This is a genomic window from uncultured Dysosmobacter sp. (assembly GCF_947631165.1).
Taxonomy (GTDB): Bacteria; Bacillota; Clostridia; order Oscillospirales; family Oscillospiraceae; genus Oscillibacter.
The window spans coordinates 58,324-71,656 of the sequence record NZ_CANRKH010000010.1 but is presented as its reverse complement, the minus strand read 5'-3'; the positions used below and the strand labels follow the sequence as shown (position 1 = coordinate 71,656).

Annotated in this window: 10 protein-coding genes; 4 read left to right on the top strand and 6 right to left on the bottom strand. The window is 61.0% G+C overall.

What is annotated here, in order from left to right; translation table 11 throughout:
* Positions 1 to 122: 122 nt before the first annotated feature.
* Both Q0Z69_RS06920 and Q0Z69_RS06915 read right to left on the bottom strand, forming a co-directional pair.
* Positions 123 to 1,502 (bottom strand): MATE family efflux transporter, encoded by a 1,380-nt coding sequence (locus Q0Z69_RS06920; RefSeq protein ID WP_298031270.1) that lies wholly within the window; start codon positions 1,500 to 1,502, stop codon positions 123 to 125.
* Complete coding sequence (locus Q0Z69_RS06915; RefSeq protein ID WP_298031267.1) at positions 1,499 to 1,948, bottom strand: MarR family winged helix-turn-helix transcriptional regulator; 450 nt, start codon at positions 1,946 to 1,948, stop codon at positions 1,499 to 1,501. The genes Q0Z69_RS06920 and Q0Z69_RS06915 overlap by 4 nt, the downstream gene beginning before the upstream one ends.
* 261 nt (positions 1,949 to 2,209) lie before the next feature.
* Here Q0Z69_RS06915 and Q0Z69_RS06910 point away from each other — a divergent pair, with 261 nt between their 5' ends.
* Complete coding sequence (locus tag Q0Z69_RS06910) at positions 2,210 to 3,058, top strand: DegV family protein (protein ID WP_298031264.1); 849 nt, start codon at positions 2,210 to 2,212, stop codon at positions 3,056 to 3,058.
* A gap of 322 nt (positions 3,059 to 3,380) precedes the next feature.
* On the opposite strand, the gene Q0Z69_RS06905 is transcribed toward Q0Z69_RS06910, so the two are convergent.
* From Q0Z69_RS06905 to Q0Z69_RS06895, 3 genes are all read right to left on the bottom strand, one after another.
* Positions 3,381 to 4,175 (bottom strand): ABC transporter ATP-binding protein, encoded by a 795-nt coding sequence (locus Q0Z69_RS06905; RefSeq protein ID WP_298031261.1) that lies wholly within the window; start codon positions 4,173 to 4,175, stop codon positions 3,381 to 3,383.
* Entirely contained in the window at positions 4,168 to 5,142 is a 975-nt protein-coding gene (locus Q0Z69_RS06900; protein WP_298031259.1) for an ABC transporter permease, read from the bottom strand. Before Q0Z69_RS06900 ends, Q0Z69_RS06905 begins: the two co-directional genes overlap by 8 nt.
* Before the next feature lie 104 nt (positions 5,143 to 5,246).
* On the bottom strand, positions 5,247 to 6,266 hold the full coding sequence (locus Q0Z69_RS06895; RefSeq protein WP_298031257.1) for an ABC transporter substrate-binding protein: 1,020 nt from the start codon (positions 6,264 to 6,266) through the stop codon (positions 5,247 to 5,249).
* A 682-nt stretch (positions 6,267 to 6,948) separates the two neighbouring features.
* Here Q0Z69_RS06895 and Q0Z69_RS06890 point away from each other — a divergent pair.
* The 3 genes from Q0Z69_RS06890 to Q0Z69_RS06880 all read left to right on the top strand — a co-directional run bounded on the left by Q0Z69_RS06890 (position 6,949) and on the right by Q0Z69_RS06880 (position 11,516).
* Positions 6,949 to 8,553 carry a CTP synthase gene (locus tag Q0Z69_RS06890; RefSeq protein WP_298031254.1) on the top strand — a complete coding sequence of 535 codons (1,605 nt, stop codon included), beginning with the start codon at positions 6,949 to 6,951 and terminating at the stop codon, positions 8,551 to 8,553.
* Between the two features lie 129 nt (positions 8,554 to 8,682).
* Positions 8,683 to 9,756, top strand: coding sequence for a Xaa-Pro peptidase family protein (locus Q0Z69_RS06885; protein WP_298031251.1), 1,074 nt, complete (start codon positions 8,683 to 8,685; stop codon positions 9,754 to 9,756).
* Positions 9,757 to 9,899: 143 nt separating this feature from the next.
* On the top strand, positions 9,900 to 11,516 hold the full coding sequence (locus tag Q0Z69_RS06880) for a putative manganese-dependent inorganic diphosphatase (RefSeq protein ID WP_298031248.1): 1,617 nt from the start codon (positions 9,900 to 9,902) through the stop codon (positions 11,514 to 11,516).
* A 429-nt stretch (positions 11,517 to 11,945) separates the two neighbouring features.
* On the opposite strand, the gene pfkA is transcribed toward Q0Z69_RS06880, so the two are convergent.
* Positions 11,946 to 12,956 carry a 6-phosphofructokinase gene (gene pfkA, locus Q0Z69_RS06875; RefSeq protein ID WP_298031245.1) on the bottom strand — a complete coding sequence of 337 codons (1,011 nt, stop codon included), beginning with the start codon at positions 12,954 to 12,956 and terminating at the stop codon, positions 11,946 to 11,948.
* Positions 12,957 to 13,333 lie beyond the last annotated feature (377 nt).

The window sequence follows — 13,333 nt, the reverse complement described above, 5'->3', positions numbered from 1 at the left end:
AGGTGCAGGAATACTGAACGTATTTCAAAATTTTTTAACGAAGTCAAATGGATGCCGCCAAGACGTATGCGGGAATTTATTCAGTGGTTCCTAAAAAAGCACCCCCTGCCGGGGGTGCTTTTTTAGGATACCTGCTGCTCCAGCTCCGCCATGCTGCGCTTGAACTGGAAGGAGAACATGGTGGCGGTGGTGCAGACCGCCAGCAGGTCCGCGATAGGTTCTGCCAGAAACACGGCAAAGGCCTTGTCTGCGAAGAAGAGGGGCAGGATATAGATAAGGGGGATCAACAGGATGATCTTCCGCAGGACCGCCAGAAACAGGGAGGTCTTGGCGTTGCCCAGCGCGATGAAGGTCTGCTGGCAGGCGATCTGGACGCCGAAGATGCCTGTGGCGCCCATGTAGATCCGCAAAGCCCAGGCGGCATAATCCACCAGCGTGGGATTGTTGTTGAAAATCAGAACAAACAGGCGGGGGAAAAGCTGTACCAGCGCCCACAGCGTCAGGGAATAGATCACGCAGGAGCGTAACAGGCACCGGAATGCGTCCCGGACCCGGCGGGCGTTCCGGGCGCCGAAGTTGTAGCTGATGATGGGCTGTGCGCCCTGGGTCAATCCATGGAGAGGCATCATGGCAAACTGCATGATGCTGCTCAGCACCGTCATGGAGCCTACGGCGATATCACCGCCGTATTTCAGCAGGGAGGAATTGAAGCACACGGCGATCAGGCTCTCTGTGGACTGCATGATGAACGGCGCCAAGCCCAGGGCCAGACAGGGCAGGAATACCGACGGTACGGGCCGCAGATACTCCTTCCGCAGACGCCAATGGGTCTGAGGCCCCAGCAGGAACCGCAGGACCCATACGGCGGACACCGCCTGAGAGAGAATGGTGGCCAGCGCCGCCCCCCGCACGCCCAGGTCCAGCGCAAAAATGAAAATGGGGTCCAGCACGGTGTTCAGACCGGCGCCGATCAAAACGGTCTTCATGCTGACAGTGGTGAAGCCCTGGGCGGTGATATAGGCGTTCATGCCCAGGGTCATCTGCACGAACAGCGTTCCCAGGGTATAGATCCGCATATAGGACAGAGCGTAGCTAATGGTATTTTCGCTGGCGCCGAAAGTCAGCAGCAGCGGTTCCGCAAAGACCTGGAACAGAACCGTCAGCACGATGGAGACGATCAGCAGCAGGGTGAAGCTGTTGCCCATGATGCGTTCGGCTGCCTGGGGATCGCCCCGCCCTTCCTGAATAGAGGCCCGGGGCGCGCCGCCCATGGCCAGCAGCGCCGCGAAGGCGGAGATGATCATGATGATGGGCAGGCACACGCCCACACCGGTAAGGGCCAGGGAGCCGACGGTATCCACCGGCTGCATGTGGCCGATGTAGACCCGGTCCACCAGGTTGTAGAGCATGTTGACCAGCTGAGAGGTGATGGTGGGCAGCGCCAAGGAGAACAGGAGCCTGCCTACAGGGCCGTGGCCCAGATCCGCACTTTGCTGTTTCATAGAGACGCCTCCTCTGCCAGCTGCGCGCCGTTGTCCAGCACGGTTTGCAGATATGTGAGAAATTGGGCCGTATCCGCCGGGGACAGGCCCTCCAGCAGCCGCCTGCCGCAGGCCGCCTGGATTTCCTGACACTCCCGGGCCAGCGGTCTGCCGGCCTCCGTGATGGAGAGACGGACGATCCGCCGGTCCTGCGGGTCTGGCGTCCGGCGGAGGAAGCCCTCCGCCGTCAAAAGCTCCACCGCCTGGGAGACCTGAGACTTGGACAATCCCCGGAACTCTGTCACATCCCGGGCGGTATCGTAGGCGGGATTATTGACCAGGAACAAAAGCACATGGACCTCCCGCATGGAAAGACCGGTGCGGTCTAAAAAGGGGGAGAACTGATGGGTATAGAATTTTCCGAATTGCTGAAAAAATTGCAGCAGGCGTGTATAGTTGGTGGACATGAAAACGGTCCTCTCAGATAGTTTTTGCAAAAATGGTTTTTCAAAGAACTTTTTTAAAATAGCACAGCCGCGGGGCGTTGTCAAGTCCTGCGTTTCGGCGGTCTCGCTCCGGCTCCCGCGGTCCTGTGGAGGGAGAGATCCGGCAGAGCTGTTTGTTTTTTCCGGTTTCAGCGGAAAGAGCCACTTTTGACATTGACAAACAGTACAGAACATTGTATGATACAAATATAGTATTAAAAACCACGTTATAAGGAGAAGCGTATGATCTGGAATATTGTGAGCGACAGCAGTTGTGATCTGCGGATGCGGGATTATCCCGGCGGAAGCGTGCTGTTTGAGACGGTCCCCCTGCGGCTGCAGGTGGGCGATCGGGAATTCGTGGACAACGACGATTTGAACATCCCGGAGCTGCTTGCGGCCATGGAAGCGGAAAAGACCGCTTCCTCCACGGCGTGTCCCTCGCCTGCCGCCTTTGCCAGAGCCTTTGAGAAAGGGGATAAGACGGTCTGCTTCACCATTTCCTCCAACCTCTCCGGCACCTACAACGCCGCCGTGATGGGACGGGAAATGGCGCTGGAGGAGCATCCGGAAAAGGAGATCTGCGTCATCGACTCCAAGGCTACCGCCGGAGCTATGGTGCTGCTGATCCGCAAGGCTCGGGAGTTGATGGAAGCAGACCCCGCAGGAGAGCGGTTTGAGGAGATCTGTGCCCAGCTGCGGCTGTATCAGGCGGCGCTGCGGACCTGCTTTACGCTGGAGAATTTTGACAACCTTATCAAAAACGGTCGGATGCGGCCGCTGGTGGGCACGCTGCTGCACTCGCTGGGCATCCATGTCATCGCCGACGCCACGCCCCAAGGGACCATTCATGTGGCCGACAAGGCCCGGGGCGAGGTCAAGACCTATAGAGCCATCACGGCCCTGATGGGCGGCAGCAAGGACTGCTCCGGCGCAGAGGTGGTCATCTCCCACTGCGAGAACTCCGTTAGCGCCATGAAGCTGCGGGATCAGATTCTGAAGGACCTGCCGGTAAAGAGTGTGGAGGTCATTCCCTGTCGGGGCCTGACCAGCTTTTACGCCATGGAAAAGGGACTTATCATCGGCTATTGAGAGACATGCCGTGCGCAAGCGGCACATAATAGAGGCGGGCGCTGCCAATGGCAGCGCCCGTTTTTGCAGTTTTAGAACCTGTACCAATAGGGGAGGAACGCCGGATGGGAGAGGAATTTTTCTGCCGATCAAGGCGTTTTGACGCAGGAATACTTGAAGTATTCCAAGGAGAAACAACGCAGAGCGGCGGGAAAAGGACCGCTCAGACGGTGTGCTGCACCTATTGGTACAGGTTCTTATATTGCGGAGCTTTCAAGGAATCAGAGCTGCGGAAAGCGATGGCCCGGCGCGACCCGCTGTGCGGGGCCCCGGTCAGCGGCGTTCAGGAGAGCAGCAGTTTGTCGTCAGCCTCATCACTCCCGCTGACCTTGCTGAACAGCTCCAGAAGCTGGGGAACCGTCAGCTTTTTCTTCTCCTCGCCGGAAACGTCGATGACGATGCGGCCCTCATACATCATGATAAGGCGGTTGCCGTGGGTTATGGCGTCCTTCATGTTGTGGGTTATCATCAGGGTCGTCAGGCTGTCCTTGGACACGATGCGGTCCGTGGCGTCCAGCACCTTTGCGGCGGTCTTGGGGTCCAGGGCGGCAGTATGCTCGTCCAGCAGCAGGAGCTGGGGCTTGATGAGGGTTGCCATCAGCAGCGTCAGGGCCTGGCGCTGGCCGCCGGACAGCAGGCCCACCTTGCTGGTGAGCCGGTCCTCCAGGCCCAGGTCCAGGATCTTCAGCCGCTCGATGTATTCTTCCCGCTCGGCCTTGGTGATGCCGGCGCGGAGGCTGCGGCTCTTGCCCCGGCGGGCCGCCAGAGCCAGGTTTTCCTCGATCTGCATGGTGGCGGCGGTGCCCATCATGGGGTCCTGGAACACCCGGCCGATGTATTTGGCCCGCTTGTGCTCCGGCATGTGGGTCAGGTCCACGCCGCCGATGGAGATGGTGCCGGCGTCCACCGGCCACACACCGGCCACGGCGTTCAGCAGGGTTGATTTGCCCGCACCGTTGCCGCCGATGACGGTGACGAAATCGCCGGGGTCCAGATGCAGGGAAACGCCCTTCAAAGCCGTCTTTTCATTGACCGTACCGGCGTTGAAGGTCTTGTAGATATTCTTGACGTCAAGCATTGAGATCGCCTCCCATCTTGGCTCCCGCCTGGGCGGGGACAGCCGCTTTTGTGTGGATGTACTTGCCCTTCCAGTAGGGGATGGACAGGAAGATGGCCACCACGATGGCGGACAGCGCCTTCAGGTAGTTGGCGTTGAGGCCCATGGCCAGCACCGCCTGGATGACGATGTAGTAGATGATGGCGCCGATGGAAACGCTCAGCAGCTTCAGGGCGAAGTTGCGGAAGATCTTGGAAAAGATCACATCGCCGATGATGACGGCGGCCAGGCCGATGACGATGGCGCCGCGTCCCATATTGATCTCGCTGGCGCTGTTATACTGGGCCAGCAGAGCGCCGGACAGGGAGACCAGACCGTTGGAGAGCACCAGGCCCAGCACCTTGGCCACGTTCGTGTTGATGCCCTGGGCGCGGGCCATGTTCTGATTGGAGCCAGTGGCCCGCAGGGAGCAGCCCAGCTCGGTGCCGAAGAACCAGTACAGGACGGCGATGACGGCCACGGTGAGCAGGCCCACCACAAAAATGGGGTGGCGGTAGAAGGGACGGGTCCCGTTGGACACATCCTTCACGAACCGCAGGGAGACCAGCAGCTTGTCCAGCATCTCCGGGGTCGTGACGTTGATGGCCACGGTGGCCTTCATGCCCATGACGGCCATATTCACAGACCACAGGCTCAGCTGGGTCAGGATGCCGGCCAGGATGGCGGGGATGCCGCAGAAGGTGTGCAGCAGTCCGGTGACCAGACCAGCCAGCATACCGGCGATCAGGGCGGCCAGCAGCGCCAGCCACAGGTTCATGCCGCCGGTGAACAGCACCACGAAAACCGCCGCGCCGGTGCAGAAGGAGCCGTCCACGGTCAGATCCGCGATATCCAGGATCTTATAGGTGATATAGACGCCGATGGCCATGATGCCCCAGATCAATCCCTGGGAGACGGCCCCCGGCAGTGCGTTGATGAAATCCATCATAGTTGTGTGTTCCCCCTCAAAAGTCGATAGTCTTCAATAGTATAGCAAAAAGCGGCGAAAAAGGGAAGCCTTTTTCGCCGCTTTTTTGAGGAAATAAAGGGGAATTACTGTGCGATGGCCTCGTAGCCCTCGGGTACGGGCAGGCCCAAGTCGGAGCAGATCGCCTCGTTGTACTTCTTGGTGAACTGGGGCGCGTACTCAATGGGCATCTCGGACACATTGGACTCACCGGTGAGGATCTTGGCGGCCATCTTGCCGGTGGCGACGCCCAGATCATAGTAGCTGATGGACAGGGTCGCCACGCCGCAGCCGCCGCAGATACCCTCTTCGCCGCAGATGACGGGGACCTTGGCGGGACGGCAGATATTGTCGATCACGCCGGTGTTGTTGGCGCAGGTGTTGTCGGTGGGGACATACAGAACATCGTTGTTATCGGCGGCGTTCTGGACGACGGAGGCCATGTCGTTGGTGTCAGAGAAGGGATACTGAGCGCAGGTGAAGCCCAGATCCTCCAGGTACTTCTGCACGTTGTCCACCTGATACTGGCTGTTGGCCTCGGCGGAGCAGTACACCAGACCCACGGTCTTGGCGTCGGGGAACCACTCCTTCACCATGGCGGCCTGCTGATCCAAGGGAGCCAGGTCGCTGGTGCCGGACACGTTGGTTCCCACGGTGCCGGAGAAGTCGCTGATGCCCAGGGCCACGCCGTACTCAGTCACGGAGGTGCCCAGCACGGGGATATCGCTGGTGGCGGACACGGCGGCCTGCAGGGCGGGGGTCGCGTTGGCCATGATCAGATCCACGTCAGAGGACACAAAGCCGTTGATGATGGTGGCGCAGGTGGCGGATTCACCGGCGGCGTTGTCCACCTTGATCTCCACGGCGTCGCCGAGGGCTTCCTTCAGCGCGTCCTGGAAGCCCTCAGTAGCGGCGTCCAGAGCGGGGTGGGGGGCCAGCTGGCAGATGCCCACGGTGTAGGTCTCGGCGGCAGGCTCAGCGGGCTCGGCGGGCTGTTCGGTCTCCTTGGGGTCCTCGGCGGGGGCAGGCTCGTCCTTGGCGCCGCAGGCGGCCAGGCTCAGGACCATGATGCCTGCCAGAATGAGTGCAAGCAGCTTCTTTTTCATCGTTCAGATCTCCTTATGTTTATAATTTGCAAGATATTATAAAAAGCGGCCCCGTCCGTGAGACAGGGCCGCTCTTCATACGGCGGTCATGCTTCAGCCGGACAGCTTTTCGGTACGCTCAAAACGGCCCGCGTAGCGGACCTTCATAAAGTAATAGGAGCCCGGGGCGGGCCGCAGGGACAACACGACGGTATGACGCATCACGGGAACTCCTTTCTGCCGGCTGGACTTTAGTACTTTTACAACATACAGCTTTAAAGGAATAAAGTCAATCGTCATTTTTTACAAAATAAATTGCCGTGTCCATGGCAACAGTCACAGTTTGGCGGGAAAGGGGGCGGAAAACGACTGCCGCACATGGCCCCGGCGGTCCCGGCAAAATGCGGCGGGGACGAGAGGGGGAAAAAGAGAATCATTGACAAGAAAAAAACGGGGTGGTATAGTGGGAAAGTATTTTGGAAACGCTTCGGCGGCGGTTTGCGGCGTGAGCCGCAGGGCGACAATCGAACAGACGAGCGACACCGCGGATCGCAGCGAAGAGTCCCGAAAGAGGCTGGGACTTTTCACCGCAAAATGGTCTGGCGGTGCTTTTTTGTTTTCAAAAGGGCACCGCTTTGTCCATTTTATGCGTACAGATCGTCTCTCGGGAAAAACTGTTGTGTGTAAAGGTAAGGTGAGCGGTATGTCAACAAAGTTCGTGTTTGTCACCGGCGGCGTGGTGTCCGGCCTGGGCAAGGGGATCTGCGCGGCGTCCCTGGGCCGGCTGCTGAAGCAGCGGGGGGTCCGGGTGCGGAATCAGAAATTCGATCCCTATATCAATGTGGACCCGGGAACCATGAGCCCCTATCAGCATGGCGAGGTCTTCGTCACCGACGACGGCGCGGAGACGGACCTGGACCTGGGCCATTATGAGCGGTTCGTGGACGAGGATCTGTCCGGCAACAGCTCCATCTCCTCCGGCAAGGTCTGGTGGTCCGTGCTGAACCGGGAGCGCCGGGGCGATTACCTGGGGGCCACGGTGCAGATCATCCCCCACATCACCCAGGAGATCAAGGACCGCATCTACGCCATGGCCAGCGAGGATGTGGACGTGGTCATCTGCGAGATCGGCGGCACCGTGGGCGATATCGAGTCCCAGCCCTTCCTGGAGGCCATCCGCCAGGTGGCGTCGGAACGGCCCCGGGGCGACGTGCTGTTCATCCATGTGCCCCTCATTGTCCAGATCCCCGGCTCGGGGGAATTGAAGAGCAAGCCGACTCAGCACTCCGTCAAGGAGCTGCTGAGCCTGGGCATCCAGCCGGATGTGCTGGTCTGCCGCTGCGACGTTCCCATTACCGAGGATGTGCGGAAAAAGATCGCCCTGTTCTGCAACGTCCAGCCGGACTGCGTCATCCAGAACACCACGGCGGAGACCCTCTATGAGGTGCCGCTGCTGATGGCCAGGGAGGGCCTGGACGAGGTGGTCTGCCGCAAGCTGGGCCTGATAACCCACCAGCCGGACCTGCGGGAGTGGAGCGCCATGGTAAAGCGGGAGAAAAACGCCCGCAAAAAGGTCCATATCGCCCTGGTGGGCAAGTATACCCAGCTCCACGACGCCTACCTCTCCGTGGTGGAGTCTTTGAACCATGCCGGCACCGCCAACGACGCCGTGGTGGAGATCGAATGGGTCGATTCCGAGGGCGTGACGGAGGAGAACGCGGCAGAAAAGCTGGCGGGCTGCACCGGCGTGCTGGTGCCCGGCGGCTTCGGGTATCGCGGTACAGAGGGCATGATCGCCGCCTGCCGCTATGCCCGGGAGAACAATGTCCCCTATTTCGGCATCTGCCTGGGGATGCAGATGGCGGTCATCGAGTTTGCCCGCCATGTGTTGGATTATGAGGACGCCGCCTCCGCCGAGTTCTCGGAGACGACGAAACACCCGGTCATCGCCCTGATGCCGGATCAGGTGAACGTGACGGAGAAGGGCGGCACCATGCGGCTGGGCCGGTATCCCTGCGTGCTGAAGGAGGGGACCCGCAGCCGGGAGCTGTACGGCGCGGCGGAGATCTCCGAGCGCCACCGTCATCGTTATGAGTTCAATAACGAGTTCCGGGCGGATATGGAGGCCCATGGCCTGGTGCTGGCGGGACTGTCTCCGGACGACCGTCTGGTGGAGATCGTGGAGCTGCCGGACCACCCCTGGTTCGTGGCCGCCCAGTTCCATCCGGAGTTCAAGAGCCGGCCGGATAGGCCGCATCCGCTGTTTTATGGGTTCGTGAGAGCGGCGGCGGAGAAAAGTGAAGCATAAAAATAAACAGGAGAGGCGCAGGGATTGAATTTGTTCGGGCGGAATGAAGATGGATCTGTCCGGCAAAGCCGGATACGTTTGCTCCGAATTCCTCATTTCTCATTCTGCATTGTTTGAAAGGATGACTGTATGGACCATTTTGCCAAGATCGCCTCACAGTTGGAGGCCCATGGCTTGGACGCCATGCTGCTGACTGGCGAGGCAGACCGGTTTTACGCCTCCGGATTTCATTCCACCGGCACTGACGGCGTGGCGCTGGTGACCCGGAACAAGGCCTATTATTTCACCGACTCCCGTTATACGGAGGCGGCGGCCCGCTGCCTGACGGGCGCGGAGCTGCGGGAGACCGGTCACGGGCGGGGATATGCCGCGCTGATCCAGGAGGCTGTCCAGGAGCAGCAGGTCCGGCGCATGGGCTTCGAGGACGCCTATATGAGCGTCTGTGACTATGAGCGGTACAAAAAAGCCCTCTCTTGTGAGCTGGTCCCCGCCACGGAGCTGCTGTGGCAGCTGCGGGCGGTGAAGGACGAGGAGGAGCTGGAGGCGCTGGTATCCGCCCAGCGGATCGCGGAGAAGGCGTTGGCGGACATTTTGAAGGAGATCCGCCCCGGCGTTACGGAAAAGGAGATCGCCGCCCGGCTCCAGTACCTGATGCTCCACTATGGCGCGTCAGATATGTCCTTCGATCCCATCGTGGTCTCCGGACCCAACGGCAGCCTGCCCCACGGCGTTCCCTCGGAGCGGCCCATTGGCCGTGGAGAATTCGTCACCATGGATTTCGGCTGCGTCTATCACGGCTACTGCTCCGATATGACCCGCACCGTGGCGGTGGGCTTTGCCACGGAGGAGATGCGGCGCGTTTACGAAACCGTTCTGTCGGCCCAGCTGGCGGGCATCGCCGCTGCCCGGGCCGGCGCCACGGGCAGGGAAGTGGACGGCGCTGCCCGGGCCGTCATCAGCGATGCTGGTTACGGCGCGTATTTCGGCCACAGTTTTGGCCACGGCGTGGGCGTGGAGATCCACGAGGCTCCCAACGCCTCCCCCATGAACGAAAAGCCCCTGCCCGCCGGCGCGGTGATCTCCGCGGAGCCGGGCATTTATCTGCCGGGAAAGCTGGGGGTCCGCATCGAGGATGTGATCGTGCTGACGGAGAGCGGCTGCCGGAACATCACACAGGCTCCGAAGGAGCTGCTGATCCTGTGAGAAGCAGGGCTTCAGGGGAAATTTTTCTGAGGGCATCCGCGGAGGCAATCGTTTCCGCGGATGTTTTTCACGGCTCAGGCCGTTGACAAAGCTGTTTTGGGAAAGCATAATGGGTTGAGAACCACATGAAGGAGAGACCGCTTATGGACAACGTTTATATCACCGGGCATCGCAACCCGGATACCGACTCCATCGTATCCGCCATGGCCTATGCCGCATTGAAAAACGCGCTGGGCCACCGGGAATATCACGCCGCCCGCCTGGGCCAGATCAGCGACGAGACCCAGATCGTGCTGGACCGCTTCGGCTTCCGCGCGCCCCAGCTTATCAACAATGTCCGCACGCAGGTCCGGGACCTGGACTACGACACGCCGTCCACTCTGTCTGCCGCCGCCACTATCAGCCGTGCTTGGCAGACCATGCAGGCGGATAAGATCTCCGTGATGCCGGTGACCAACGAGGACGGGACTCTGTACGGGATGCTGTCCGCCGGAGACGTGGCCAACTACGATATGACTTCCGTCCGGGACCCCATGGTGCGGGAGGTGCCGGTGTACAACCTGCTGTCCGTTCTGGAGGGCCGCATTTTGAACTGTGTCAGCCCCGAGCAGGAGGAGATCTCCGGCGAGGTGACCATCGCCCTGCCCGCGGGGCGGGAGAACCTGCTGTTTTCCGACCCCAACAGTGTGGTGGTCTGCGGCGACCAGCCGGAGATGATCCGGCGGGCGCTGGACCTGAAGGTCAGCTGCGTCATCGTCTGTCAGGCGGAGGTGGAACAGGCGCTGCTGGAGCAGGAGACCCAGACCTGCATCATATCCACACCTTTTGACGCGTATCAGGCGGTGCACCTGATCTGCCACGCCCTGCCCATCGCCCGCATCTGCAAGAGCGGCGAGGTGGTGAGTTTCCACCTGGACGACTATATCGACGATGTGCAGAACACCGTGCTGGAGAGCCGCTTCCGGGCCTATCCCATCCTGGATGATGAGGAGAGGGTCGTGGGGATGCTGTCCCGTTATCACCTGCTGCGCCCCCGCCGGAAGCAGGTGATCTTGATGGACCATAACGAACAGGCCCAGTCTGTTCCCGGCCTGGACCAGGCAGAGATCCTGGAGATCGTGGACCATCACCGGCTGGCGGACATCGAAACCAAGAATCCCATCTATGTCCGCAATGAGCCGGTGGGCAGCACCACCACCATCGTGGCCGAGATGTATCAGGAGAAGGGCTTGATGCCCACCGCAAAAATGGCGGGCCTTATGACCGCCGCCATCGTGTCCGACACGGTCATGTTCAAATCGCCCACCTGCACCCAGCGGGATATCGACATGGCCAACCGTATGGCCCGCATCGCCAACGAGTCGCTGGATGAGCTGGGAAAGGCCATCTTCTCCGCCGCCTGCGGCGACGACAAGACGGTGGACGCCATGCTGAGCACGGACTACAAGGAATTCCACATTGCGGGCCACAACCTGGCGGTCAGCCAGATCACCTGCATGGACTCCGACCGGCTGCTGGCCCGGAAGGACGAGTTCCTGGCCAGCATGCGGGAGAACCGGAAGAAACGGGGCCTGGACACGGTGGTGCTGATGATCACCGACGTGCTGCTGGAGGGCACGCAGCTGCTGTACGTGGGCGACGAGGACACCATCCGGCAGGCCTTCAACATCAAAAACGACAAGGAGAATGCCGCCTTCCTGCCCAAGATCATGAGCCGGAAGAAGCAGGTCATCCCCATGCTGTCGGCATTGTGGGGATGACGGCGAAGCGCCGCCTGCGGCGGATGAAGCGAGCCGGTCATCGAGGATTTGCCGAAGCGCTGCCAGTGGCAGATAAAGCGAGGCAAATTCGAGGATAGGCCCCGATCGGCGGGTGCGAAGCACACGGGGATCGGTTGGCCTGACGGTGAGCAGGAGCGCCCCGATTGGCGGCCCAATAAGGGCCGGGAATCGGCTGGTCTGATGGTGGGCAGGCGAGATCATCTGCCTCCTCGCACCGCGGACGTGCCGCCGCGGCGGGCAGAGGTGTTTTGCCGGAAGTGAATTCCGGCAAAACGAATTGCTGTATGAAAACCCTTTGCCGTGCAGCATCGTGGTCCAAATAGCGCAGACAGCGTAAAAAGCCCCTGACGCAGGAAGCTTGCCTGTGTCAGGGGTCTTTGTCTATTGAGAGTACGGGATTATGTAGGCTCAGAGGGGGGTGCTGCGGGTATTGGCCAGGGATTCCAGCACCTCGTAGCGGTCCATCTGGAAGTGCTTCACCATGCCCAGGGCCTCCTCCATGTCCAGGTCCACGATACGGCCGTCCTGGGTCGCGATGATGCGGTTGCCCCGGCCCTGGGCCAGGGACATGACGGCCTCGTAGCCCATGCGGCTGGCTGTCTCCCGGTCCCGGGCGGTGGGGGTCCCGCCCCGCTGGATGTGGCCCAGCACGGTGACCCGGGGATCCATGCCGGTCTCCTCTTTGATGCGCTCCGCGATGCGGAAGGCGCTGCCGGCGCCCTCGGCCACCACCACCATGTAGTGGGTGGTGCCTGCCAGCCGGGCGCGGCGGATCTTCTCCGTCACATCCCGGTCAAAGTCCACTTCATGTTCTGGGATCAGCACGGCGGTGGCGCCGATGGAGATGCCCACGTACAGCGCCAGATATCCGGCGTGGCGCCCCATGACCTCCACCACTGAGCAGCGCTCGTGGGACTGCATGGTGTCCCGCAGCTTGTCGATGCACTCGACGGCGGTGTTGCAGGCGGTGTCGAAGCCGATGGTATAGTGGGAGCAGCCGATGTCGTTGTCGATGGTGGCGGGGATGCCCACCACCTGCAGCCGGCTGCCCGCCTGGGCGGCCTGGCGGCTCAGGGCCAGAGCGCCCTGAAAGGTGCCGTCGCCGCCGATGGCCACGATGCCCTCCAGTCCCAGCAGTTTGCAGGTGGCCAGGGCTTTGGCCCGGCCCTCCGCGGTGCGGAATTCCTCGCTGCGGGCGGTGTACAGCATGGTGCCGCCCTTGTTGATGATGTGACTGACGCTGGGGGCGTCCAGGGGGATAAAATCACTGTTGATGAGACCGTTCCAGCCCCGGCGGATGCCGACGCAGTCGATCCCGTGGTTGATGGCGGTCCGCACAACGGCCCGGACCGCCGCGTTCATGCCGGGGGCGTCGCCGCCGCTGGTGAGAACGCCGATACGCTTGACCTGTCTCTCCATAGCTGTCCTTCCTTCCAAGTCCCAATAAAAAAGCAATTTGACCGCGTCCCGTGGCAGCGGGGACCATCCAGCGGGTCTGTCCGCTGTCAGGCGGACCCTTGTGGGCCAGAACTCGGGTCCATCATAGCAGAACCGGACTTAACCGTCAATAAGGTTCTTATAAAAACGGAAAAATAATGACGAAATCGATTCAACTTTGTAAAAATATAACAATACAAAAAACGGCGATCGAGGACGCCGGCGGTGGAGCGCCTGTTCCCGCCGCGCCGCCTTTGCCTGGGAAAAAGGGAAAGGGCCGTCCATGCGTTGACTTTCGGCGGCGGAGGGTTTAAGATAGAGCCGGACGTACCGGAGAGGGGGCGCCCGCCGCACCGCCG

Excerpts from the sequence above, each read along its gene's own strand:
- Q0Z69_RS06920 (WP_298031270.1), bottom strand. The coding sequence starts at position 1,502 with ATGAAACAGCAAAGTGCGGATCTGGGCCACGGCCCTGTAGGCAGGCTC.
- Q0Z69_RS06915 (WP_298031267.1), bottom strand. The coding sequence starts at position 1,948 with ATGTCCACCAACTATACACGCCTGCTGCAATTTTTTCAGCAATTCGGA.
- Q0Z69_RS06910 (WP_298031264.1), top strand. The coding sequence starts at position 2,210 with ATGATCTGGAATATTGTGAGCGACAGCAGTTGTGATCTGCGGATGCGG.
- Q0Z69_RS06905 (WP_298031261.1), bottom strand. The coding sequence starts at position 4,175 with ATGCTTGACGTCAAGAATATCTACAAGACCTTCAACGCCGGTACGGTC.
- Q0Z69_RS06900 (WP_298031259.1), bottom strand. The coding sequence starts at position 5,142 with ATGATGGATTTCATCAACGCACTGCCGGGGGCCGTCTCCCAGGGATTG.
- Q0Z69_RS06895 (WP_298031257.1), bottom strand. The coding sequence starts at position 6,266 with ATGAAAAAGAAGCTGCTTGCACTCATTCTGGCAGGCATCATGGTCCTG.
- Q0Z69_RS06890 (WP_298031254.1), top strand. The coding sequence starts at position 6,949 with ATGTCAACAAAGTTCGTGTTTGTCACCGGCGGCGTGGTGTCCGGCCTG.
- Q0Z69_RS06885 (WP_298031251.1), top strand. The coding sequence starts at position 8,683 with ATGGACCATTTTGCCAAGATCGCCTCACAGTTGGAGGCCCATGGCTTG.
- Q0Z69_RS06880 (WP_298031248.1), top strand. The coding sequence starts at position 9,900 with ATGGACAACGTTTATATCACCGGGCATCGCAACCCGGATACCGACTCC.
- pfkA (WP_298031245.1), bottom strand. The coding sequence starts at position 12,956 with ATGGAGAGACAGGTCAAGCGTATCGGCGTTCTCACCAGCGGCGGCGAC.